The sequence below is a fragment of the Enterobacter cloacae complex sp. 385G4 genome, assembly GCF_057320665.1.
Window position 1 is genome coordinate 50,873 of sequence record NZ_JBXWDD010000013.1, and the last position, 23,619, is coordinate 74,491.

Below are 23,619 nucleotides of genomic sequence, written 5' to 3' on the forward strand. Positions count from 1 at the left end.
CTCAGACTTGCGACAGCGTTGTGCTGCCCTGTGGCTCGCGCTTGTGCACAAGCCCTGCGCTGTCGAACAGCCAGTACAACAGTTTGGCCAGTAACAGGCAGATGCCAAAAACGACCATGAAGAACACCACGCGCGAAACAAACGAGTCCAGCCCCTCGCGCGCCAGAACGATCATATTGAAAATGGCACCAAAGCAGAAACTGTGCAAAATGGCCGCTTTATAGCGGTTGGTCTCTTCGTTACCACGCACGTAAAGCCAGTCAAACCACTTAATAATCAACCCTACGACAAACGCGCCCGGCAGGATAAACCAGCCTCCCCCCATCACCACCAGGGAACCAATCAAGGTTGGCGAGATCGCCAGGCCCGAATGGTTGTTCAGCACTTCCCAGGTAAAATAGTTCGCGGTATTGAGTACTACGCCAGGGCGGTCCGGCCAGAGCCAGCTCGGGATAAAGACGTAGAAATCGCGCACAATCGGCGCCAGCCCCTGGAAATCAATCTTGTCGTAGTTTTGCAGCAACAATGCCAGGTTTTCCCACGGCGAGAAGGTGTCGCGCGTCAGGTAGAGGAACGTGTAAAACGCCTCGTCGCCCGCCACGTTCATCCCGTAGCGCTTCAGCGCCAGCCAGAACATCCCCACAATGCCAAATACCCCTGCCGCAACCAGCATCCACAGCGAGATCCAGCCGCGGATGATGCCGATGAAGAGGAAGATAGCGAAAGCGATGATAATGTTGGCACGCGTACCGCCCACGATCATGTAGGTCAGGATACCGAACGCAACCGTACTGACCAGGAAGAACAGCCATGCCTTGCTGTCCTGGCGAAGGAAGAAGATCACCAGCATCGCCGGGATGAAGAAATAGAAGAATCGCTTAAGCGCCACGCCTGAGACTTCAGCCGAAAAAATCTGGCTGTAGGAGTGGAGCTTAAACAGCAGGAAGCCGTTATGCATGAAGAAGATGCCGACGCTGACCAGGGCGATCGTCATGAGCATCACCCACGTCAGATGGGTCTCCACCCGGTTCATGGTAAAGAGCGCCCGACGCGGGGCAGCGGCCTGCGCTGGTCGCAGACGCGTTTTATAGGTGACGTAGTAAACACCATAGAAGCAGGTCGCCGCCAGCAGGGCCTGGAGAAGAATTTCCGGCGGCGCGACGCTCACGTCAAAACGGAAGACCAGAATGCTGGTCAGCGGGAAGCCGAAAAAGAAGGTCAGCAGAAACAGCAACGAGAAGAACACGTTAAAGTTGAAGCGCACCCGGCGGAACTCAAACCAGGTGAGCGTGGCGATAAATAGCGTGCTCAGAAGCCAGACAACCAGTAAGCCGCTAAACTGCAACTGACTCATGCGTTGTCTCCTGAAGCGATACGCAGCGCGCGGTGCCACGGCGTGAGGTAATTCGGGCTGAAAAAGTCGATGCTATTTTTATCCACCAGCGTGAGCTGGCGTTGTGCTTCACGTACCACTTCGACATTCAGCGCGTCTGAGGTGAACAACACCGGAATATGCTGCTCGGCCATGTCCTGCCAGAACGGGTTTTCACGATTAAGCACGCACGGTACACCCGCCTGAATCAGCAGGCACAGCGTACCAATCCCCTGCTGGCGAGCAAAGATGAAATAGCCCAGATCGCATTTTCGCAGCAGCGCAAGATAGTCATCAAACTCCAGCTTTTCGCTGAGAATGTGCAGATTTTCTTCGCTGAATAACGCAAGCCCCTGCTGGCGAACCTCATCAATGTAGGCGTCGTTGTTGGCCGGATAACCCATCGGCACCACCACGTTCACCGTGTCGCCAAACTGCTGGTGTACCGCCCGGAGCGCGGCGACATGTTCGTTACTGCGGTCGCCGGAATTCCCCACCAGCACCGTCAGCTTGCCTTCGCGAACCGCGTCATTCGCCATGGTGTTCAGCGCCGGATCCATACGGGTTGGGAAATAGAGTAGCTCACCGCGCACATTAGGGTGCTGCTTCGCAAAATAATTCAGATCGCCACGGGTGGCAAAAACGCGGCCCACCCTTCCCTGCGCCATGCGACGCAGCGGATAGAAAAGACGGAATTTCCAGCCGCGCGAGACTTCGTAGAGATCGGCTCCCCAGATATGCCAGCTGCACTGGGAGGGTTTAATTCCCCCGCTGAGCAGAGCCAGCCACAGGCCGGTATTGAACTGCCCGTGGAAAAAGAAACGTTGCTCACGATCCGCTTTGGCTTTGGCAATAACCGCCTTCGCCAGGGTAGCTTTATCCGGCCAGAAGGTGATTGTCAGCGCCGGAAACGCCGCGCTCAGGCCATTATCCTGACCTGCAACCATAAACTCGCGCGCATCAGGATTGCCCGATGCCAGCTCGTCGTTGAAGAACCGCAAAACGGTCTGGTTATGGTGTGGGATATCCGATCCCAGGATGTGAATCAGTGCAGTCATGCGCGTTTACGCCACAATAAAAATACGCCGCAGCAGGCAGCGAAATAAACGATATAGGTTGTCATGTAGGCCTGAGCCGCCCCCAGCGCACCGTGCGCGGGTATCAGCCAGTGTGAAAATGCTGTCAGCAATGCAAACTGGCTAACCTCCGCGAGGATATACAGCCGCAGCGAGGCTTTCGCAATCACCAGATAGCCGAAAACGTAAGCACCCACTTTCAGCACATCACCCACCAGTTGCCAGGCAAAAAGATCGCGCATGGCGGTAAACTTCGCCGAGAACAGCAGCCAGATGGCGACATCACGCAATAACCAGACGGTCAAACTGGCCGCCGCCACTGCGGGTAATACAAAACGCAGGGAGCGGAAAATTTCGCGGGTAATATCCTGCCTGGACGTCAGACGCGATAAGGTTGGCAGCAAATAAACGCTAAAGGAAGCCGTTATAAACTGGAGGTAAGCATCGGAAATACTGCTTACGCCCTGCCAGATCCCCACCTCATCCCAGCTGTAATGCGCCGCCAGCAGGTTTCGCATCATCACGTAGGCCACCGGCAGCGTGACGGAAGTAATGAGCGCCATCAGGGTAAACTTACCCAGCTGGCTGGCAAGCACCTTGTCCCATTGCGGTTTCAGGTAGCTCAGAGGGATAACGCCCTGGCGCATCAGCATGAACGCCGCAGGCACAACAACCAGTGCCGGAACCAGCGCCAGCCCAAGCAGTGCGCCTTCATAGCCGCCCAGGCGGTAGCAGAAATAATAGGCAATCACGCCGATGACGCTACCCAGGATGAGCGCAAGCGCGTTCCCGGCAGCATCGCGAAAACCTTTCATCAGCGCCAGCAGCAGGTTAGCCCAGGCAATGCCCATCTGGACCAGCGCGACCAGACGCACCAGCCCCTGATAATGGGTGTGCCCGAACAATCCCTGGCTAATGGGCGCCGCGGCCAGCAGGAACACAATCGCCAGCAGGGTCGAAAAGCCCGTGACCATTGCCGACGCGGTGCCCACTACCCTGCGAAGCTGGGCCGCATCGTCATGATACTGAGCAACGTATTTGGTCACGCCGTTGAAGATTCCGGCACCGGCCAGCACCCCAAGGACGGTAACAAGCTGGCGGAAGTTGCCCGCCAGCCCGACGCCTGAGGGGCCGAATGAGACGGCCAGCAGCTTGACGACCAGCAGTCCGGCACCAATTTTTACAAGCGTGGACGCGGCGGTCCACACCGATGCTTTTGCCAGAGACATATCAGCCGAAATAGCTCAGAAGGGTATTGATCACCGTACGCTGGTTAACTGGCGCGAGGTTGAAGAACAGTGGCAGGCGAAGCAAACGCTCACTTTCTTTCGTGGTGTAACGGTCTTCACCTGCGAACATCCCAAACGCTTCGCCCGCCGGGCTGGAGTGCAGCGGAATATAGTGAAAGACCGCCATAATTTCGGCCTCTTTCAGCCAGGCGATGAGCTGGCTGCGATCGTCGTTATCGCGCAGCTTGATGTAAAACATGTGGGCGTTGTGGACGCAATCGGCCGGAATGGTTGGCAGCTCAATGCGTCCGGCTTTTGCCAGCGGCTCAAGCGCATCGTAATAGGTTTGCCACAGGGACAGGCGCTGGAGATTAATTCGCTCTGCCGCTTCCAGCTGTGCCCACAGGTACGCTGCCTGCAGGTCGGCCATCAGATAGCTTGAGCCGATATCGCGCCAGGTGTACTTATCAACCTGACCGCGGAAGAATTGGCTGCGGTTGGTGCCTTTTTCACGGATCACTTCCGCACGCTCAACCAGCGCACGATCGTTAATCAGCGTCGCACCGCCCTCACCGCCGGCAGTGTAGTTTTTCGTTTCGTGGAAGCTGAAGCAGCCGATGTGGCCGATAGTGCCCAGCGCGCGCCCCTTGTAGGTGGACATCACGCCCTGCGCGGCATCTTCTACCACAAACAGGTTGTGCTTTTTGGCGATTGCCATGATGGTGTCCATTTCACAGGCCACGCCCGCGTAGTGAACCGGCACAATCGCACGCGTTTTGTCGGTGATCGCCGCTTCAATCAGCGTCTCATCAATGTTCATGGTGTCCGGGCGGATATCCACAAAGACGATTTTCGCTCCGCGCAGGACAAATGCATTCGCGGTAGAGACGAAGGTATAGCTCGGCATGATCACTTCATCACCGGGCTGGATATCCAGCAGCAGGGCCGCCATTTCCAGCGATGCCGTGCAGGACGGGGTCAGCAGCACTTTAGCACTGCGAAAACGCTGCTCCATCCACTGCTGACAGCGACGGGTAAAACCACCGTCACCGCAGAGTTTGCCGCTGCCCATGGCAGACTGCATATAGTCGAGCTCGGTTCCCACGACGGGTGGTGCGTTAAATGGAATCATCTTGTCACCTGTATAACCAGTAGGCGGTGGCGTCGATGTTGGCACCACTCGCAATATAACGTTTAAGCGCGGCGGTGTTGCCCACCTGGGTCGCCACCCGCAGCGTCTCAACCTGCTGCAGCTGCGCCCAGTGCAGCGCCGCCTGCATGAGTTTCTCCCCCATGCCGCGCCCGGCTAATAAGCCAATACGCGCCTCGCGCTCGTTAAGCTTGCGCAGCGAGACAAATCCCTGGATCTGGCCGTTCGCTGCACGGAAAATCAGGCAGACGTGGTCAAAGGTACCTTTGACCGCATTCTCTACCCACTGGGCATAGAAACGTCCGCTATCGTCAGGCGCATACCAGGGCGTGCGAAAGCGGCTCTGCGCAAACGCCCGGGCCGCCATCTGGCGCAGCACAGGAATGTCCTGTTCCGTTGCAATTTCCGCGCCGGACGCATCGTGCCGGGTGAGGGTGATGGAAAGGTCTACCTCGCCTTCAACCAGTTGAAAACCGTGTTGCTGGAGCGCGTCAAGCAGGTCGGCACGGTCCGCCGGGATCTTAGCCTGCACGCGCTGCCAGGCGCTGAAGTCCACTTCCTGCAGAGCGGGCGCATTCTCGCGCCAGCGGACTATCGCCGAGGGGCGGGCAAAAAATGCGCTTTCCCACTCAAGGGATTCCAGCACGCCGTGGAGTGCACTCAACGCCAGACGCCTTTCGTATCAACCACATACTGCTGACGCACTGCATCACCGGACGTCGCTTTAAACTCTTTATGGTCCACCAGCAGCACCAGCACGTCCGCCGTCGCCAGCGCGTCATTGAGCGTCGTCAGCGTGCAGTGCCCCGCCAGTTTTGCCGGCAGTTCATGAATATTTGGCTCGACCACCAGCGTTTCGCCCTTATGCCATTCGGCAATCATCTCAGCAATTTCCATCGCCGGGCTTTCACGCAGATCGTCAATATTGGGTTTAAATGCCAGACCAAAGCAGGCAATTTTCAGCTCGCTGGCGCGCTTGCCGCTCTCTGCCAGACAATCCGCTACCGTCGCTTTAACCTGATTCAGTACCCAGTGAGGTTTGCTATCGTTCACTTCACGCGCGGTGCGAATCAGGCGCGCCTGCGCCGGGTTCTGCGCCACAATAAACCACGGATCGACGGCGATACAGTGACCGCCCACCCCTGGGCCAGGCTGGAGAATGTTGACGCGCGGATGGCGATTCGCCAGGCGGATTAACTCCCAGACGTTAATCCCCTGATCGGCACAGATCAGCGACAGTTCGTTTGCGAAGGCGATGTTAACGTCACGGAAGCTATTTTCCGTCAGCTTGCACATCTCGGCGGTGCGGGAGTTGGTTACCACGCATTCGCCTTCCAGGAAAATCTTGTACAGCGCGCTGGCGCGTTCAGAACAGACCGGCGTCATGCCGCCTATCACCCGGTCGTTTTTAATCAGTTCGACCATCACCTGCCCCGGCAGCACGCGCTCCGGGCAGTAGGCGATGTTGATATCCGCCTGCTCACCGGCCTGCTGTGGGAAGCGTAAATCAGGACGCGCATCGGCCAGCCACTGCGCCATCTGCTCGGTAGCGCCGACGGGAGAAGTCGACTCCAGAATTACCAGCGCCCCTTTCTTCAGCACGGGGGCAATAGATTTTGCCGCCGCCTCGACGTAGACCATATCGGGCTCGTGGTCGCCTTTAAAGGGCGTTGGAACGGCAATCAGGTAGGCATCCGCTTCCACTGGCGTCGTGCTGGCGCGCAGGAAGCCGCCATCAACCGCCTCTTTCACCACGCGGTCAAGATCGGGCTCCACAATATGAATTTCGCCACGATTAATGGTTTCTACCGCACGTGCGTTGATATCCACACCAACAACCTGCTTTTGACGGGAGGCGAATGCCGCCGCAGTAGGCAGGCCAATGTAGCCAAGACCAATGACAGAGATGGTAGTAAAACTCATAGCGATACCCGATTGTGTTTAAGTGCTTGCAAAATACGGCCACAAGCCTGCCCATCTCCGTAGGGATTGTGGGCCCGGCTCATCGCCTGATACGCTTCATCGTCGTGTAGCAGCCGCGTGACCTCTTCGACGATGAGCTGTGCGTTGGTGCCGACAAGACGCACTGTCCCGGCTTTAACCGCTTCCGGACGTTCAGTGGTTTCACGCATCACCAGCACCGGCTTGCCAAGAGAGGGCGCTTCTTCCTGAATCCCACCGGAATCGGTGAGGATCAGCCAGGCGTGGTTCATCAGCCAGACAAACGGCATGTAGTCCTGCGGTTCAATCAGCAGGACGTTTTCGACGTGGCCCAGGATGCGGTTGACCGGCTCGCTGACGTTAGGGTTAAGGTGTACCGGATAGACAATTTGCACATCGTCGTTCTGCGCGGCGATTTCAGCCAGCGCGTGACAGATTTGCTCAAAGCCCCGACCAAAGCTTTCGCGACGGTGGCCAGTGACCAGAATGGTTTTTTTGCCGTTATTCAGGAAAGGATAGCGGGCAGCGAGTTCTTTCTGCAGATCGCTGTTTGCCAGCACGCGATCGCGTACCCAAATCAACGCGTCAATGACCGTATTGCCGGTAACAAAGATGTTGTTATCGGCGACATTTTCACGCAGCAGGTTCTGGCGAGAGTTCTCGGTTGGCGCAAAATGGTACATCGCCAGATGCCCGGTAAGCGTACGGTTGGCCTCTTCCGGCCACGGAGAATAAAGATTGCCGGTGCGCAGACCCGCTTCAACATGGCCGACGGGAATACGCTGGTAAAACGCGGCCAGGCTTGTTGCCATCGTCGTCGTGGTATCCCCGTGCACCAGCACGACGTCGGGCTTGAATGACTCCAGGATCGGCTTGAGATCCTGCAGAATGCGGCAGGTTATTTCCGTCAATCCCTGTCCCGGCTTCATAATATTAAGGTCGTAATCCGGGACGATGGAAAAGAGGGTTAGGACCTGATCGAGCATCTCACGGTGCTGGGCCGTGACGCAGACCTTCGCTTCAATATCAGGATCGCTGGCCAGCGCATGAACCAGAGGCGCCATCTTAATGGCCTCCGGCCTGGTGCCAAATACGGTAAGTACTTTCACATCGATTCTCTTCGATTAGGCGATGAAGGCCGCAGCCTTCATCGTAAACGGCGTTCTTAGTTTGTACGACGACGCGTTAACGCCACGCCAGCACCAACGAGTGCACCCACAATACCCCACATGATCATCAGGAATGCGCGGCGCGGACTGTCGCGTTTTACAGGTTCTTCAGGCGTTCTCAAATAACGATAGGTCTGAAAACGCGGGTCCAGGGAGGGACCGACATTAAGCGTGTTAAGCATCGCGCGGTTTTGATCGTAGTCGAGATCAAAATCAGGCCCAACGGCCTGCAGGTTTTCCAGACGCGCCTGCAGCATTGGGCGACCAAGAAGGAACATTTCAGAATCAGGCAATTCATCAGCCGGAACATCCGTCTCAGTGCGGGAAATGTTGTGCTGCTCCGCAATTTTCAGCGCCTGCTGAATGTTATGCACGCGGCGCGCAAAAATGGCGTTTGCCACCTCTTCCTGACGTTTGACCTGCGCTTTCATCTGGATAGTGCGCGCTGCCCAGGCGCCTTTAAGCTCTTCATTTAGATGGCTGGCGGCACGCTGGCTGGCAAACGCGACGTACTGGCGCAACAGGTTGTTTGCATCCGGCGCAGTTTCGGCAATCAGCTTGACGCTGTCGTTGACGTTACGCAGCACGTCGCCCGGCATAAACTGAATATTGTTAATCAGATCGTCCAGCAGCGCGGCATCGGCTTTGGTGTTATCAACCCGACGCTGCTTGAAGTAATCTGTCTGGGACCAGAAATCGCGGCGCGTATCCCACGAGGCCAGCTGCATCACAAACTCTTTGTAGGCCTCATCCATAACGGAAGCCTGATCCGGGGTGGCAAGGCTGGCTTTAATATCCAGGTTTCGCAGGAACTGCTGCTGGGAGTAGTACCCCCCGAGCATGTTAACCGTGGGTCTGTCCGTGATTGCCGTGGCGCTCCACTCCTGTTTTGCAAAGAACGTGTAGGCTAGCGCTAACAGTGCAAACCCCAGCGCGATCCCCACAATCCAAAGTTTGCCTGCCCATAACACGCGAAACAAACCCCGAATGTCCAGCTCATTCTCTGTTACCACTGATTTCGCTCCCGCCAACGGTTGAGTCATCATAGTCCCGGTTTTACTTAGTTAATGTTGTGTTTTTGCTACTGTTACGTCGCATCCTGCGCTTAATACGTTTAATGAATCGCGCCACCTTCCATGCGCGCTTAATGCAGTAGCCGTAGAGAGAAAATGCTAGCAAGAACAATACCAACATGGCCCACTCAGGCACAAAGTGCGTATATTCCGCCGTCACGCCAATCCCCGCTAGAATAGCAGCCGCCAGCGTAATAAGCACAAATGCCTGCCGGGAAGTGAATCCGGCTCGCATGATCAAATGATGAATGTGCTGACGGTCAGCAGAGAATGGACTCATTCCTTTACGCAGGCGGCGATACATAATCGCAACCATATCCATTAAGGGGATGGCAATAATCCATAGCGCCGTTACCGGGCTGATGGGATGCACATCGCCCTGAGTGGTTTCCAGCAAGATCCAAATGACAGTAAAGCCGATAAGCGTGCTACCCGCATCGCCCATGAAGACTTTATAGCGTCGGCCCAATACGCCGAGATTTAACAGGATATAAGGCAGGATGGCAGCAATCATGGCGAAACACCACATAGCAAGGCTATATTGCCCATCGAACCATAAAATGAAACCAATGGCGGCAAATGAGACGCAGGATAGGCCACCAAGCAAACCATCAATACCGTCAACCATGTTGAACGCGTTAATCGCCACCCACACGGCAAAAAGTGTCAGGAAATAGCCGAATGGGCCGAGTTCCATCTCCCAGGCCCCGAAAATATAGCCCAGGCTACTCAGGTGCAACTTAGCAAACACCATCATTGCAATAGCGACAGCTGCCTGAACGAAAGCGCGGATTTTGACGCTGATGTCGTATCTATCGTCCAGCGCACCAATCACAACAAGAACTGTTGAGCATATGAGATAAAGCCTGGCATGCGGAATATAGTAATCTGCAATAGCAAAAGTGAAGCAGATCCCCGCAAAAACAGAGATGCCACCGACCAGAGGGATCATGCCTTGATGACGTTTACGGAAGTTGGGTTTATCCACTAAGCCCAGATATTTTGCAACCTTACGTGCCAGAAACAAAAAGCAGGTGGTAAACAAGAAAATACTGGTTAGTTCAGTAAACGTATCAAGTAGGTTCACAATGGATGTTCTCAACAAATGTTAGTCAAGGAAGTATAACCATCAAGGGGCCGCGCCTGAAGTTATAAAGCAAACCTCTTACAATTCCATTTGTTTATTATTCAAGCTATTAATGTTTTTACTGTGCGAATTATCTTATTGTCGCACTGACCGGTCAAAATTGGGAGTAGGCGATAATAGCGTATAGTCCATAAAAGAAAAACGCCACGTAAAAACGTGGCGTTCGCTGGCTTTATTTACGTTACGAGCGCTTCATCATGTCGAAGAAATCGTCGTTGGTTTTGGTCATCGCCAGTTTGTTAATGAGGAACTCCATCGCGTCAATTTCACCCATTGGATGGATGATTTTGCGCAGGATCCACATTTTCTGCAGCTCTTCCTGCGTGGTGAGCAGTTCTTCCTTACGCGTACCGGAACGGTTGTAATCGATAGCCGGGAAGACGCGTTTTTCAGCGATCTTACGAGAGAGGTGCAGTTCCATGTTACCTGTACCTTTAAACTCTTCGTAGATAACCTCGTCCATTTTGGAGCCGGTATCGATCAGCGCCGTTGCGATGATGGTCAGGCTACCGCCCTCTTCCACGTTACGTGCCGCACCGAAGAAGCGTTTTGGACGGTGCAGGGCGTTAGCGTCCACACCACCGGTCAACACTTTACCGGAAGCTGGCACCACGGTGTTGTAGGCACGCGCCAGACGGGTGATGGAGTCAAGCAGGATGATCACGTCTTTCTTGTGCTCAACCAGGCGTTTCGCCTTCTCGATAACCATTTCCGCAACCTGAACGTGGCGAGATGCTGGCTCGTCGAAGGTAGAAGCAACCACTTCACCTTTAACCAGACGCTGCATCTCGGTCACTTCTTCCGGACGTTCGTCAATCAGCAGCACCATCAGCACGCAGTCTGGGTGGTTGTAGGCAATGCTCTGCGCGATGTTCTGCAGCAGCATGGTTTTACCCGCTTTTGGCGGGGCCACAATCAGACCACGCTGGCCGCGACCGATTGGCGATGCCAGATCCAGGACGCGCGCGGTTAAGTCTTCGGTAGAACCGTTACCACGCTCCATGCGCAGGCGAGAGTTCGCGTGCAGAGGCGTTAAGTTCTCAAAGAGGATCTTGTTACGCGAGTTTTCTGGTTTATCGAAGTTAACTTCATTGACTTTCAACAGCGCAAAGTAGCGTTCACCCTCTTTAGGAGGACGAATCTTACCTGAAATGGTGTCACCAGTGCGGAGGTTGAAACGGCGGATTTGGCTGGGGGATACGTAGATGTCGTCAGGGCCGGCGAGGTAGGAGCTGTCTGCAGAGCGGAGGAAACCAAATCCGTCTTGCAATATCTCCAGCACACCGTCGCCAAAGATATCTTCGCCACTCTTAGCGTGCTGCTTCAGGATGGCGAAAATGATGTCCTGCTTGCGCATACGAGCCTGGTTTTCCAGTCCCATATTTTCGCCGAGAGTGATCAGCTCAGAAACCGGCGTATTCTTTAATTCGGTAAGATTCATAATGGTGTGGGTTCTTAAACTCGGAGTGATTCTCGAACTTAATGTTGTGAATGGTATGGCAGGATCATCCATGCCTGTTTAGCGGCCATCACCTCATGTCTGTTCGCTGTCTGGTCACAGGGAAAGAACGCAGAACTGAAACGACAAGACGGATTGAGTGACAAGCCCGGAATTTAGCCACTTCACGCATTGTTCATGTCAACAAAGGGAAGTATCGGGTAAAACAAGATTCAAACAATAGATATGTTTAAAACGAAGTCATAGCTAACTTAGCACGACTTCAGCCGGGCGTCCAGAGTTCCACATCATTTAGCCGGGGCTCTGGACGCACAGCGGAGAAACCTTACGCCAGGTTAGCGTCCAGGAACTCTTTCAGCTGACCTTTGGACAGCGCGCCCACTTTGGTCGCCGCCACTTCGCCGTTTTTGAACAGCAGAAGGGTCGGGATGCCACGGATACCGTATTTCGGTGCGGTGCCCGGGTTCTGGTCGATGTTCAGCTTGGCAACCGTCAGTTTGCCCTGATATTCGTCAGCGATCTCATCCAGAATCGGGGCGATCATTTTGCAAGGACCACACCATTCAGCCCAGAAATCGACGAGGATCAGCCCGTCAGCCTTAAGTACGTCCGTGTCAAAACTGTCGTCAGTCAGGTGAATAATTTTATCGCTCATATATAACTCCACAGGAATAAGCCTGGTACGTTGGTTTTGTCTCCACCAACGACGTGTTGATGTCGCATTAACCAACTAAAGGTTGACTTTATTTCACCGGATACGCTTTCGTAAAGCAATAGTAAGCTGATATTCTACCACACTATGAGCAAAACACATTTAACAGAACAGAAGTTTTCCGACTTCGCCCTGCACCCAAAAGTGATCGAAGCCCTTGAAACAAAAGGGTTTCATAACTGCACGCCCATTCAGGCTCTCGCCCTGCCGCTGACGCTGGCCGGTCGCGATGTTGCAGGGCAGGCGCAAACCGGTACCGGCAAAACGATGGCGTTTTTAACGTCAACGTTCCATTATTTACTTTCTCACCCAGCGATTGCAGACCGCAAAGTTAACCAGCCGCGCGCGCTAATTATGGCCCCGACGCGAGAACTGGCGGTACAGATCCATGCAGACGCTGAACCCCTGGCACAGGCTACTGGTCTGAAGCTTGGCCTGGCCTATGGCGGCGACGGCTACGATAAGCAGCTGAAAGTGCTGGAAAGCGGCGTGGATATCCTGATTGGGACCACCGGCCGTCTTATCGACTACGCCAAACAGAACCATATCAACCTCGGCGCCATCCAGGTTGTGGTGCTTGATGAAGCAGATCGTATGTACGATCTGGGCTTCATTAAAGATATCCGCTGGCTGTTCCGCCGCATGCCGCCGGCAAATCAGCGCCTGAACATGCTGTTCTCTGCCACCCTTTCTTATCGCGTACGCGAGCTGGCGTTCGAGCAGATGAACAACGCCGAGTATGTGGAAGTGGAGCCGGAGCAGAAAACGGGCCACCGCATTAAAGAAGAGCTCTTCTATCCTTCCAATGAAGAGAAAATGCGTCTGCTGCAAACGTTGATCGAAGAAGAGTGGCCCGATCGCGCCATTATCTTCGCGAACACTAAACACCGCTGTGAAGACATCTGGGGCCATCTGGCTGCCGACGGTCACCGTGTTGGCCTGTTGACCGGCGACGTGGCGCAGAAAAAACGCCTTCGTATCCTCGACGAGTTCACCCGTGGCGATCTTGATATTCTGGTCGCAACCGATGTGGCGGCACGTGGTTTACACATTCCGGCCGTGACGCACGTCTTTAACTACGATCTGCCAGACGACTGCGAAGACTACGTACACCGTATCGGTCGTACCGGTCGTGCGGGCGCAAGCGGTCACTCGATTAGCCTTGCGTGTGAAGAGTATGCGCTGAATCTTCCAGCCATTGAGACCTACATCGGTCACTCTATTCCGCAGAGTAAATACAATCCGGAAGCGCTGTTAAGCGAACTGCCGCCGCCTAAGCGTCTTTCCCGCCCGCGCTCCGGCAATGGTCCGCGTCGTTCAGGCGGCGCACCGCGTAATCGTCGTCGTTCAGGTTAATACATTATGCTCAGCTCCACCTCGCTCTATGCGGCAATTGATCTCGGTTCGAATAGTTTTCATATGCTGGTTGTGCGTGAGGTGGCGGGAAGCATACAAACGCTGACGCGCATTAAGCGCAAGGTCCGCCTCGCGGCGGGCCTGAGCAGTGATAATTACCTCTCGCCTGAAGCCATGGAACGTGGCTGGCAATGCCTGCGGCTCTTTGCTGAGCGTCTGCAGGATATCCCGCATGCTCAAATCACCGTCGTCGCCACAGCGACGCTCAGACTGGCAGTTAACGCCGTAGATTTTATTGCCAAAGCGCAGGAAATTCTGGGGTGTCCGGTTCAGGTTATCAGCGGTGAAGAAGAAGCACGCCTGATCTACCAGGGCGTTGCCCACACCACCGGAGGTGACGATCGCCGTCTGGTGGTGGATATCGGCGGTGCCAGTACCGAACTGGTAACCGGCACCGGCGCGCAGGCGACGTCGCTGTTCAGCCTGTCGATGGGCTGCGTAACCTGGCTTGAACGTTACTTTACTGACCGGAATCTGGGTAAAGAGAACTTCGACGAGGCGGAAAACGCCGCGCGCGCAGTGCTACGCCCGGTAATGGACGAACTGCGCTATCACGGCTGGAAAGTCTGCGTCGGGGCTTCGGGTACCGTGCAGGCCCTGCAGGAAATCATGATGGCGCAGGGCATGGACGAGCGGATCACGCTTGCCAAACTTCAGCAGCTTAAACAGCGTGCCATTCAGTGCGGACGTCTGGAAGAGCTGGAAATTGAAGGCCTGACGCTGGAACGTGCCCTGGTTTTCCCAAGCGGGCTGGCCATTCTGATCGCCATATTCACCGAACTAAATATCCAGTGTATGACCCTGGCCGGCGGCGCGCTGCGCGAAGGTCTGGTCTATGGAATGCTGCATCTGTCGGTGGATCAGGACATCCGCAACCGTACGCTGCGCAACGTCCAGCGTCGATTTCTGGTTGATATCGATCAGGCTGGTCGCGTATCACAGCTGGCATCACGCTTTGCCGACCAGGTCGCTAACACCTGGGATCTTGATCATCTGAGCCGCGATTTATTGCTGAGCGCCTGTGCGCTGCACGAGGTGGGGCTCAGCATAGATTTTAAGCAGGCACCTGCTCACGCAGCGTATCTGGTGCGCAACCTGGATTTGCCGGGCTACACGCCCGCACAGAAAAAGCTGCTGGCAACGCTACTGCTGAACCAGACCAACGCCGTCGATCTCTCCTCTTTGCATCAGCAAAATGCCGTACCGCCGCGCGTGGCCGAGCATCTGTGTCGCCTGCTGCGTCTGGCAATTCTGTTTGCCAGCCGCCGCCGCGATGATTTGTTACCCGCCATTAATCTGCTAGCCGATGATGAGAAGCTGACGCTGACGCTGCCGGAAAACTGGATTGAGAATCACCCGCTTGGGGCAGAGATGATCGAGCAGGAGTGCCAGTGGCAGAGCTATGTGCACTGGGTGCTTGAGGTGAAGTAATACGCTGAACACTGCCGGGTGGCGGCGTCGCCTTACCCAGCCTACTCATCATTATCCCTTCTCTTTGGCTTTTGCCAGCATGGCGCGAATGTTCGCCACGTTAGCCTGTCCTTTGTGCATCCGCTCTTCCGCGGTAATCACTTTGCGCTCCTGTTCCCAGATCAGATCGTCCTGCGGCAGTTCCAGCAGGAAACGGCTGGGTTCCGGGCGCACGAGTTCACCGTACTGACGGCGCTCTTTACAGAGCGTGAACGTCAGCTCCTTTTGCGCGCGGGTGATCCCCACGTAGGCCAGACGGCGCTCCTCGTCGACATTATCTTCATCAATGCTGCTCTGGTGCGGCAATAATCCTTCTTCCATACCGACCAGATACACATACGGGAACTCCAGCCCTTTTGACGCATGCAGCGTCATCAGCTGAACCTGGTCGGCCTCTTCTTCGCTCTCGCCGCGCTCCATCATGTCGCGCAGGGTAAAGCGGGTGACCACCTGCGTTAACGTCATCGGCTCATCTATCTCAGAGCCTTCCAGCATTTCGGTCATCCAGCTAAAAAGCTGGTTAACGTTTTTCATACGCATTTCTGCCGCTTTCGGGCTGGCAGAGGTTTCGTACAGCCAGGATTCGTAGTCAATGCCGTGGATCAGATCGCGTACCGCCGCCACGGGCTCGCGCTCAGCCAGGCGCTGCACTTCACCCAACCAGTGGGTGAAGCGGGTTAAATTATCATACCCGCGCCCCGTCAGCGTCTGGCTCAGCCCCATATCAAAGCTGGCGGTAAACAGGCTCTTATTGCGGGTCATCGCCCATTCGCCCAGCTTTTGCAGCGTCGCCGGACCAATCTCGCGCTTTGGTGTATTCACGATGCGCAGAAACGCGCTGTCGTCATCCGGGTTCGTGAGCACGCGCAGATAGGCCAGCAGATCTTTAATTTCTGGCCGCGAGAAGAACGAAGTGCCGCCGGAAATTTTGTACGGAATGCGGTTCTGCATCAGCATCTTTTCAAAGACGCGCGACTGGTGATTGCCGCGATAGAGGATCGCGTAATCCTTGTATTCGGTTTTATTGACGAAGTGGTGGGCGATCAGTTCGCCCGTCACGCGCTCCGCCTCATGCTCTTCATTATTGGCGCTGAGCACCTTCAGTTCCGTACCGTAGCCAAGTTCGGAGAAGAGACGCTTTTCAAAAACGTGCGGGTTATTGGCAATCAGGATGTTTGCCGCCTTCAGGATGCGCCCGGAGGAACGGTAGTTCTGCTCCAGCTTAATCACCTGCAGCGCGGGGAAATCTTTGCTCAGAAGCACCAGGTTTTGCGGGCGTGCGCCGCGCCAGGAGTAAATTGACTGGTCATCATCGCCAACCACGGTGAAGCGCGCGCGCTGCCCTACCAGCAGCTTCACCAGCTCGTACTGGCTGGTGTTGGTGTCCTGATATTCATCCACCAGCAGGTAGCGGATTTTATTCTGCCAGCGCTCGCGCACCTCTTCATTTCGCTGTAAAAGCAGCGTCGGTAAGAGGATCAGATCGTCGAAGTCCAGCACGTTGCACGCTTTCATGTGCGCGTCGTACAGACCATAGCAGTGGGCAAAGATCCGATCCCGTTCGCCTTTGGCGATCGCCGCAGCCTGGGCCGGGGTCATCAGATCGTTTTTCCAGTTCGAGATCGTTGAGATCAGCTGCTGCAATAGCACCTTATCATCCTCGATCAGCCCCTCGGTGAGCTCTTTGAGCAACGCCACCTGGTCGGTGTCATCGAACAGCGAAAAGTTGGATTTCATCCCCAGCGCTGCATATTCACGTTTAATGATATCCAGCCCCAGCGTGTGGAAGGTAGAGATCATCAGCCCGCGCGCCTCTTTGCGCCCCAGCGTCTGGCCAACACGCTCTTTCATCTCGCGCGCCGCTTTGTTGGTAAAGGTAACCGCCGCAATGTGGCGGGCCTGATAGCCGCAGCCGCGGATCAGGTGCGCAATCTTATTGGTGATGACGCGCGTTTTACCGGATCCTGCGCCCGCCAGCACCAGACACGGTCCGGTTACAAATTCGACGGCTTGTTGTTGTCCGGGATTTAAACGCATAAATGATCGCTCAATGAAAGTCAGGAGGGGAGAATAACAGCGTGGTAGTATAGCGAGCCTAATCCATACCACTCAAGGCACGATCATGGCAAAAACAGCAGCAGCACTGCATATTCTTGTTAAAGAAGAGAAACTGGCTCTGGATCTTCTGGAGCAGATCAAAAACGGCGCCGACTTCGGCAAACTGGCGAAGAAGCACTCTATTTGCCCGTCCGGCAAGCGTGGCGGCGATTTAGGCGAATTCCGTCAGGGTCAAATGGTTCCGGCGTTCGATAAAGTGGTCTTCTCCTGCCCGGTGCTGGAGCCAACCGGCCCGCTGCACACGCAGTTCGGCTACCACGTGATTAAAGTGCTGTATCGCAAATAAAAAAGCCGGGTGGCGGCTGCGCCTTACCCGGCCTACATCTTACGGTTTTGTAGGTCGGGTAAGCGAAGCGCCACCCGACAAGGTTGTTAACCTGCTACAGCAATACGTTTCATATCGGTCATGTAGCCGCGCAGTTTGTGGCCCACTTTCTCGATCTGGTGGCTGCGAATCGCTTCGTTTACGTCGCGCAGCTGCGCGTTGTCTACCGCACCTTCCGCAATCGCTTTGCCCAGATCGCCCGTTTGCAGTGTGGTCATGAACTCTTTCAGCAGCGGTACGCAGGCGTAAGAGAACAGATAGTTACCGTATTCTGCGGTATCAGAGATAACCACGTTCATTTCGTACAGACGCTTACGGGCGATGGTGTTCGCGATCAGCGGCAGCTCGTGCAGAGATTCGTAATACGCCGACTCTTCGATGATGCCGGAATCCACCATGGTTTCGAACGCCAGCTCAACGCCTGCTTTCACCATCGCAATCATCAGTACGCCTTTATCGAAGTACTCCTGCTCGCAGATTTTACCTTCATATTGCGGCGCGGTTTCGAACGCGGTTTTACCGGTCTCTTCACGCCAGGTCAGCAGTTTCTTGTCGTCGTTGGCCCAGTCCGCCATCATGCCGGAAGAGAATTCGCCGGAGATGATGTCGTCCATATGTTTCTGGAACAGCGGCGCCATAATGGTTTTCAGCTGTTCAGACAACGCGTAAGCACGCAGTTTTGCCGGGTTGGACAGACGGTCCATCATCAGCGTAATGCCGCCCTGCTTCAGCGCTTCGGTGATGGTTTCCCAGCCGAACTGAATCAGTTTTTCTGCATATGCCGGGTCGGTACCTTCTTCCACCAGCTTGTCGAAGCAAAGCAGAGAACCCGCCTGCAGCATGCCGCACAGAATGGTCTGCTCGCCCATCAGGTCAGATTTCACTTCCGCAACGAAGGAAGATTCCAGCACGCCAGCGCGGTGACCGCCGGTCGCCGCAGCCCAGGCTTTGGCAATCGCCATGCCTTCGCCTTTCGGATCGTTTTCCGGGTGAACTGCGATAAGCGTCGGCACGCCGAAGCCACGCTTGTACTCTTCACGCACTTCGGTACCCGGGCACTTCGGCGCCACCATCACTACGGTGATGTCTTTACGGATCTGCTCGCCCACTTCAACGATGTTGAAGCCGTGGGAGTAACCCAGCGCGGCGCCGTCTTTCATCAGCGGCTGTACGGAACGCACCACGTCAGAGTGCTGCTTGTCCGGCGTCAGGTTAACGACCAGGTCCGCCTGCGGGATCAGCTCTTCATAGGTACCCACTTTGAAGCCGTTTTCAGTCGCTTTACGCCATGAAGCGCGCTTCTCGGCAATCGCTTCTTTACGCAGGGCGTAAGAGATATCCAGACCGGAGTCACGCATGTTCAGGCCCTGGTTCAGGCCCTGTGCGCCACAGCCGACGATGACCACTTTTTTACCCTGAAGGTAGCTTGCGCCATCGGCAAATTCATCGCGCGCCATGAAGCGGCATTTGCCCAGCTGCGCCAGCTGCTGGCGCAAGTTCAGTGTATTAAAGTAGTTAGCCATGGGTGATACCTCGTGATGTTGTGTGTCTTATTGTTCGGTTCGCGTTTCAGCGAGAATGTACCCACATTACTACAGGAAATTTATTGCGGAAATTGATATATTCACAACGTCACATTGCAATTTTTGCAATGTAAAAAGAGGGAGTGGAATCGGTGGATTTACGCGATCTAAAAATGTTCCTGCACCTGGCGGAAAGCCGTCACTTTGGCCGCAGCGCCCGGGCGATGCACGTCAGCCCGTCCACGCTTTCGCGCCAGATCCAGCGCCTTGAGGAAGACCTCGGCCAGCCGCTTTTCGTGCGCGATAACCGTACCGTTACCCTCACGGAAGCGGGCGAAGAGCTGCGCATTTTTGCCCAGCAGACGCTATTGCAGTACCAGCAGCTGCGGCACTCTATTGATCAGCAGGGGCCATCACTCTCCGGTGAGCTGCATATTTTCTGCTCCGTGACCGCCGCCTACAGCCATCTGCCCCCCATTCTCGACCGCTTCCGCGCAGCGCATCCGTCGGTTGAAATTAAGCTCACCACCGGCGACGCCGCCGACGCAATGGAAAAAGTGGTGACCGGCGAAGCGGATCTGGCCATTGCCGGAAAACCCGAAACCCTGCCGGGCGCGGTGGCGTTCTCGATGCTGGAGAATCTGGCGGTGGTGCTGATTGCCCCGGCGCTGCCCTGCCCGGTGCGTAATCAGGTATCGGTAGAAAAACCGGACTGGTCGACGGTGCCGTTTATCATGGCCGATCAGGGGCCGGTGCGCCGCCGCATCGAGCTGTGGTTCCGCCGTCAGAAAATCAGCAATCCGTCGATTTACGCCACCGTTAGCGGTCATGAGGCGATGGTGTCGATGGTGGCGCTTGGCTGCGGCGTGGCATTGCTGCCGGAAGTGGTGCTGGAAAACAGCCCGGAACCGGTGCGCAACCGCGTGATGATTCTGGAGCGCAGCGACGAGAAGACGCCATTTGAGCTAGGCGTGTGCGCACAAAAAAAGCGGCTGCATGAGCCGCTTATTGATGCGTTCTGGACGATATTGCCGAACCACTAGCCAGCCAGAAAGAACCTGAACGCCGGGTTATGGGTTTCGTCGTGGCACTCATAGCCCAGCTCGTTCAGCCGCGTTTCGAAATCCGGCTCGTGCTCGCCCAGCTCGAACGCCGCCAGCACGCGCCCGTAGTCGGTGCCGTGGCTGCGGTAGTGGAACAGAGAGATGTTCCAGTGCGTGCCGAGCGTGTGCAGGAACTTGAGCAACGCGCCCGGTGATTCCGGGAACTCGAAGCTGAACAGGCGTTCCTGGAGCGGCTTTGAGGGACGACCGCCAACCATGTAACGCACATGCAGCTTAGCCATTTCATCGTCGGACAGATCGACCACGCTGTAGCCGCCTTCATGCAGCAGGCTGAGGATCTCTTTACGCTCCTCCACGCCACGGCTCAGACGCACGCCGACAAAAATGCAGGCATCTTTCGCATCGGCAAAGCGGTAGTTGAACTCCGTTACCGAACGTCCCCCCAGAAGCTGGCAGAACTTGAGGAAGCTGCCCTTCTCTTCCGGGATGGTCACCGCCAGCAGCGCTTCACGCTGCTCACCCAACTCACAGCGCTCGGAAACGTAGCGCAGGCCGTGGAAGTTCACGTTCGCACCAGAGAGCACGTGCGCCAGACGTTCGCCGCGAATGTTGTGCTGGGCGATGTATTTTTTCATTCCCGCCAGCGCCAGCGCGCCGGACGGCTCCGCCACCGCACGCACATCCTCGAAGAGATCTTTCATCGCCGCGCAGATGGCGTCGCTGTCGACGGTGACGATATCGTCCAGATACTCCTGGCACAGACGGAACGTTTCATCGCCAATGCGCTTCACCGCCACGCCCTCGGCAAACAGCCCGACACGCGGCAGGTCTACCGGATGACCGGCGTCCAGCGCCGCCTTCAGGCAGGCAGAGTCTTCCGCCTCAACGGCGATGATTTTGATCTGCGGCATCAGCTGTTTAATCAGCACCGCCACGCCTGCCGCCAGCCCGCCGCCGCCCACCGGGACGAAGACGCGGTCGAGATGGGCATCCTGCTGCAACAGCTCAAGCGCCAGCGTGCCCTGCCCGGCAATCACCATCGGGTGGTCGAACGGCGGCACCCAGGTAAAGCCCTGCTGCTGCGCCAGCTCAATCGCTTTGGCTTTGGCTTCGTCAAAATTCGCGCCGTGGAGCAGCACTTCCCCGCCAAAACCGCGCACCGCGTCGACTTTGATGTCCGCGGTAGCAACCGGCATCACGATCAGCGCTTTCAGACCCAGACGGGCCGAGGAGAAGGCAACGCCCTGGGCGTGGTTGCCCGCCGACGCGGTAATGACGCCGCGCGCTTTCTGCTCATCCGTCAGCCCGGCCATCATCGCGTAGGCACCGCGCAGTTTAAAGCTGTGCACCGGCTGGCGGTCTTCGCGCTTCACCAGAATGACGTTGTCGAGGCGCGAGGAGAGTTTTTCCATTTTTTGCAGGGGCGTGACCTGCACGGCTTCATAGACCGGCGCGCGTAGCACCGCTCTCAGGTATTCCGCCCCCTCAGGGGCGGCGGATAAGGGTTGTGACTCGGCCATCATTAGCCCCCAAGTTTAGATTTATCGCGCACCGCGCCTTTATCTGCACTGGTTGCAAGGCTCGCATAGGCGCGCAGGGCGAAGGAGACTTCGCGCTGGCGATCTTTCGGCGTCCAGGCTTTGTCGCCGCGGGCTTCCTGCGCTTCACGACGGGCCGCAATCTCCTGGTCGCTCAGCTTGAGCTGAATGCCGCGATTCGGAATGTCGATTTCAATCAGATCGCCATCTTCGATGATCGCGATGTTGCCGCCGCTTGCCGCTTCCGGGGAGACGTGGCCGATGGAGAGACCAGACGTGCCGCCGGAGAAACGACCGTCGGTGATCAGCGCACAGGCTTTACCGAGGCCCATCGATTTCAGGAAGGTGGTTGGGTAGAGCATCTCCTGCATGCCCGGGCCGCCTTTCGGCCCTTCGTAGCGAATGACAACCACGTCGCCTTCCACCACTTTGCCGCCGAGGATGGCATCTACCGCCTCGTCCTGGCTTTCGTACACTTTCGCCGGACCGGTGAATTTCAGGATACTGTCGTCCACGCCTGCGGTTTTCACGATGCAGCCGTTTTCTGCAAAGTTACCGTACAGCACCGCCAGACCGCCGTCTTTGCTGTAGGCGTGCTCCAGCGAGCGGATGCAGCCTTCAGCACGGTCGTCATCCAGCGTGTCCCAGCGGCAATCCTGCGAGAACGCCTGGGTGGTGCGAATACCGGCCGGACCGGCGCGGAACATCTTTTTCACCGCGTCGTCTTTGGTCAGCATCACGTCGTATTGATCCAGCGATTCCGGCAGCGTCAGGCCAAGCACGTTTTTCACGTCGCGGTTCAGCAACCCGGCGCGATCCAGCTCGCCCAGGATACCGATGACGCCACCCGCACGGTGCACGTCTTCCATGTGGTACTTCTGGGTACTCGGCGCGACTTTACACAGCTGCGGCACTTTGCGGGAGAGCTTGTCGATGTCGCTCATGGTGAAGTCGATTTCGGCTTCCTGCGCGGCGGCCAGCAGGTGCAGAACGGTGTTAGTGGAGCCGCCCATGGCGATATCCAGCGTCATGGCGTTTTCGAACGCCGCTTTACTGGCGATATTGCGCGGCAGCGCGCTGGCATCGTCCTGCTCGTAGTAGCGTTTGGTCAGCTCAACGATACGTTTACCGGCGTTGAGGAACAGCTGCTTACGGTCGGCGTGGGTCGCCAGCAGCGAGCCGTTGCCCGGCTGGGAAAGGCCCAGCGCTTCGGTCAGGCAGTTCATGGAGTTGGCCGTGAACATGCCGGAACAAGAACCGCAGGTCGGGCACGCGGAGCGTTCCACCTGATCGCTCTGCTCGTCAGAGACTTTCGGGTCTGCGCCCTGGATCATCGCATCGACCAGGTCGAGCTTGATGATTTTGTCGGAGAGCTTGGTTTTACCCGCCTCCATCGGACCGCCGGAGACGAAGATCACCGGAATGTTCAGACGCAGGGAGGCCATCAGCATCCCCGGGGTGATTTTGTCGCAGTTGGAGATACAGACCATCGCATCGGCGCAGTGGGCGTTGACCATATACTCCACCGAGTCGGCGATCAGCTCGCGCGACGGCAGTGAATAGAGCATTCCCCCGTGGCCCATTGCGATACCGTCATCCACCGCAATGGTGTTGAACTCTTTCGCCACGCCGCCGGAGGCTTCGATTTGCTCGGCAACCAGCTTACCGAGATCGCGCAGATGCACGTGGCCCGGTACAAACTGGGTGAAGGAGTTCACCACGGCGATAATCGGCTTGCCGAAATCGGCGTCGGTCATTCCGGTGGCGCGCCACAGTGCGCGGGCACCCGCCATGTTACGGCCGTGGGTGGTGGTGGCTGAACGATACTTAGGCATGC

At 56.3% G+C, this 23,619-nt stretch carries 19 protein-coding genes; 4 read left to right on the top strand and 15 right to left on the bottom strand.

Going from position 1 to position 23,619, the window contains the following annotated elements; genetic code table 11:
* Position 1 precedes the first annotated feature (1 nt).
* The 11 genes from wzyE to trxA form a co-directional block, all read right to left on the bottom strand.
* A complete protein-coding gene (wzyE, locus tag AC2FAJ_RS21540; protein WP_028014806.1) occupies positions 2–1,354 on the bottom strand; it encodes an ECA oligosaccharide polymerase in 1,353 nt (450 codons plus the stop codon).
* Positions 1,351–2,430, bottom strand: a complete 1,080-nt coding sequence (locus tag AC2FAJ_RS21545; protein ID WP_041911821.1) for a TDP-N-acetylfucosamine:lipid II N-acetylfucosaminyltransferase — start codon at positions 2,428–2,430, stop codon at positions 1,351–1,353. The genes wzyE and AC2FAJ_RS21545 overlap by 4 nt, the downstream gene beginning before the upstream one ends.
* Entirely contained in the window at positions 2,427–3,677 is a 1,251-nt protein-coding gene (wzxE, locus tag AC2FAJ_RS21550; RefSeq protein ID WP_041911820.1) for a lipid III flippase WzxE, read from the bottom strand. Before wzxE ends, AC2FAJ_RS21545 begins: the two co-directional genes overlap by 4 nt.
* 1 nt (position 3,678) lies before the next feature.
* The gene (gene rffA, locus AC2FAJ_RS21555; RefSeq protein WP_041911819.1) at positions 3,679–4,809 is read right to left on the bottom strand and encodes a dTDP-4-amino-4,6-dideoxygalactose transaminase; all 1,131 of its coding nucleotides are present in this window, start codon (positions 4,807–4,809) and stop codon (positions 3,679–3,681) included.
* Positions 4,810–4,813: 4 nt separating this feature from the next.
* Complete coding sequence (gene rffC, locus AC2FAJ_RS21560; protein ID WP_049138385.1) at positions 4,814–5,491, bottom strand: dTDP-4-amino-4,6-dideoxy-D-galactose acyltransferase; 678 nt, start codon at positions 5,489–5,491, stop codon at positions 4,814–4,816.
* Positions 5,488–6,750 carry a UDP-N-acetyl-D-mannosamine dehydrogenase gene (wecC, locus tag AC2FAJ_RS21565; RefSeq protein ID WP_048959807.1) on the bottom strand — a complete coding sequence of 421 codons (1,263 nt, stop codon included), beginning with the start codon at positions 6,748–6,750 and terminating at the stop codon, positions 5,488–5,490. The genes rffC and wecC overlap by 4 nt, the downstream gene beginning before the upstream one ends.
* Complete coding sequence (gene wecB, locus AC2FAJ_RS21570) at positions 6,747–7,877, bottom strand: non-hydrolyzing UDP-N-acetylglucosamine 2-epimerase (RefSeq protein WP_028014812.1); 1,131 nt, start codon at positions 7,875–7,877, stop codon at positions 6,747–6,749. Before wecB ends, wecC begins: the two co-directional genes overlap by 4 nt.
* A gap of 56 nt (positions 7,878–7,933) precedes the next feature.
* Positions 7,934–8,980, bottom strand: coding sequence for an ECA polysaccharide chain length modulation protein (gene wzzE, locus AC2FAJ_RS21575; protein ID WP_028014813.1), 1,047 nt, complete (start codon positions 8,978–8,980; stop codon positions 7,934–7,936).
* A gap of 13 nt (positions 8,981–8,993) precedes the next feature.
* Entirely contained in the window at positions 8,994–10,097 is a 1,104-nt protein-coding gene (wecA, locus tag AC2FAJ_RS21580; protein ID WP_485454508.1) for a UDP-N-acetylglucosamine--undecaprenyl-phosphate N-acetylglucosaminephosphotransferase, read from the bottom strand.
* 241 nt (positions 10,098–10,338) lie between these two features.
* Positions 10,339–11,598, bottom strand: coding sequence for a transcription termination factor Rho (rho, locus tag AC2FAJ_RS21585; RefSeq protein ID WP_008501566.1), 1,260 nt, complete (start codon positions 11,596–11,598; stop codon positions 10,339–10,341).
* Positions 11,599–11,941: 343 nt separating this feature from the next.
* The gene (trxA, locus tag AC2FAJ_RS21590; RefSeq protein WP_006179218.1) at positions 11,942–12,271 is read right to left on the bottom strand and encodes a thioredoxin TrxA; all 330 of its coding nucleotides are present in this window, start codon (positions 12,269–12,271) and stop codon (positions 11,942–11,944) included.
* Positions 12,272–12,415: 144 nt separating this feature from the next.
* Here trxA and rhlB point away from each other — a divergent pair, with 144 nt between their 5' ends.
* The gene (rhlB, locus tag AC2FAJ_RS21595; RefSeq protein ID WP_028014815.1) at positions 12,416–13,684 is read left to right on the top strand and encodes an ATP-dependent RNA helicase RhlB; all 1,269 of its coding nucleotides are present in this window, start codon (positions 12,416–12,418) and stop codon (positions 13,682–13,684) included.
* A 6-nt stretch (positions 13,685–13,690) separates the two neighbouring features.
* Positions 13,691–15,175: a guanosine-5'-triphosphate,3'-diphosphate diphosphatase gene (gene gppA, locus AC2FAJ_RS21600; RefSeq protein WP_047362660.1), complete on the top strand. Its 1,485-nt coding sequence runs from the start codon at positions 13,691–13,693 to the stop codon at positions 15,173–15,175.
* 51 nt (positions 15,176–15,226) lie between these two features.
* On the opposite strand, the gene rep is transcribed toward gppA, so the two are convergent.
* Positions 15,227–17,251 carry a DNA helicase Rep gene (rep, locus tag AC2FAJ_RS21605; RefSeq protein WP_028014817.1) on the bottom strand — a complete coding sequence of 675 codons (2,025 nt, stop codon included), beginning with the start codon at positions 17,249–17,251 and terminating at the stop codon, positions 15,227–15,229.
* Positions 17,252–17,336: 85 nt separating this feature from the next.
* Between rep and ppiC the strand changes: the two genes are divergently transcribed.
* On the top strand, positions 17,337–17,618 hold the full coding sequence (ppiC, locus tag AC2FAJ_RS21610; RefSeq protein WP_008501570.1) for a peptidylprolyl isomerase PpiC: 282 nt from the start codon (positions 17,337–17,339) through the stop codon (positions 17,616–17,618).
* 86 nt (positions 17,619–17,704) lie between these two features.
* On the opposite strand, the gene ilvC is transcribed toward ppiC, so the two are convergent.
* A complete protein-coding gene (ilvC, locus tag AC2FAJ_RS21615) occupies positions 17,705–19,180 on the bottom strand; it encodes a ketol-acid reductoisomerase (RefSeq protein ID WP_485454509.1) in 1,476 nt (491 codons plus the stop codon).
* A 152-nt stretch (positions 19,181–19,332) separates the two neighbouring features.
* On the opposite strand from ilvC, the gene ilvY reads away from it, so the two are divergent.
* Positions 19,333–20,223, top strand: coding sequence for an HTH-type transcriptional activator IlvY (gene ilvY / locus AC2FAJ_RS21620; protein WP_008501572.1), 891 nt, complete (start codon positions 19,333–19,335; stop codon positions 20,221–20,223).
* On the opposite strand, the gene ilvA is transcribed toward ilvY, so the two are convergent.
* Together ilvA and ilvD are read right to left on the bottom strand one after the other, a co-directional pair.
* Entirely contained in the window at positions 20,220–21,764 is a 1,545-nt protein-coding gene (gene ilvA, locus AC2FAJ_RS21625; RefSeq protein WP_485454511.1) for a threonine ammonia-lyase, biosynthetic, read from the bottom strand. The genes ilvY and ilvA overlap by 4 nt on opposite strands.
* A gap of 2 nt (positions 21,765–21,766) precedes the next feature.
* On the bottom strand, positions 21,767–23,617 hold the full coding sequence (ilvD, locus tag AC2FAJ_RS21630; RefSeq protein WP_047366694.1) for a dihydroxy-acid dehydratase: 1,851 nt from the start codon (positions 23,615–23,617) through the stop codon (positions 21,767–21,769).
* Positions 23,618–23,619 lie beyond the last annotated feature (2 nt).

Coding starts and splice junctions, on each gene's coding strand:
- gppA (WP_047362660.1), top strand. CDS start 13,691: ATGCTCAGCTCCACCTCGCTCTATGCGGCAATTGATCTCGGTTCGAAT.
- ilvD (WP_047366694.1), bottom strand. CDS start 23,617: ATGCCTAAGTATCGTTCAGCCACCACCACCCACGGCCGTAACATGGCG.
- wzxE (WP_041911820.1), bottom strand. CDS start 3,677: ATGTCTCTGGCAAAAGCATCGGTGTGGACCGCCGCGTCCACGCTTGTA.
- rho (WP_008501566.1), bottom strand. CDS start 11,598: ATGAATCTTACCGAATTAAAGAATACGCCGGTTTCTGAGCTGATCACT.
- rhlB (WP_028014815.1), top strand. CDS start 12,416: ATGAGCAAAACACATTTAACAGAACAGAAGTTTTCCGACTTCGCCCTG.
- wzyE (WP_028014806.1), bottom strand. CDS start 1,354: ATGAGTCAGTTGCAGTTTAGCGGCTTACTGGTTGTCTGGCTTCTGAGC.
- rffA (WP_041911819.1), bottom strand. CDS start 4,809: ATGATTCCATTTAACGCACCACCCGTCGTGGGAACCGAGCTCGACTAT.
- ilvC (WP_485454509.1), bottom strand. CDS start 19,180: ATGGCTAACTACTTTAATACACTGAACTTGCGCCAGCAGCTGGCGCAG.
- trxA (WP_006179218.1), bottom strand. CDS start 12,271: ATGAGCGATAAAATTATTCACCTGACTGACGACAGTTTTGACACGGAC.
- ppiC (WP_008501570.1), top strand. CDS start 17,337: ATGGCAAAAACAGCAGCAGCACTGCATATTCTTGTTAAAGAAGAGAAA.
- rep (WP_028014817.1), bottom strand. CDS start 17,251: ATGCGTTTAAATCCCGGACAACAACAAGCCGTCGAATTTGTAACCGGA.
- AC2FAJ_RS21545 (WP_041911821.1), bottom strand. CDS start 2,430: ATGACTGCACTGATTCACATCCTGGGATCGGATATCCCACACCATAAC.
- ilvA (WP_485454511.1), bottom strand. CDS start 21,764: ATGGCCGAGTCACAACCCTTATCCGCCGCCCCTGAGGGGGCGGAATAC.
- wzzE (WP_028014813.1), bottom strand. CDS start 8,980: ATGACTCAACCGTTGGCGGGAGCGAAATCAGTGGTAACAGAGAATGAG.
- wecC (WP_048959807.1), bottom strand. CDS start 6,750: ATGAGTTTTACTACCATCTCTGTCATTGGTCTTGGCTACATTGGCCTG.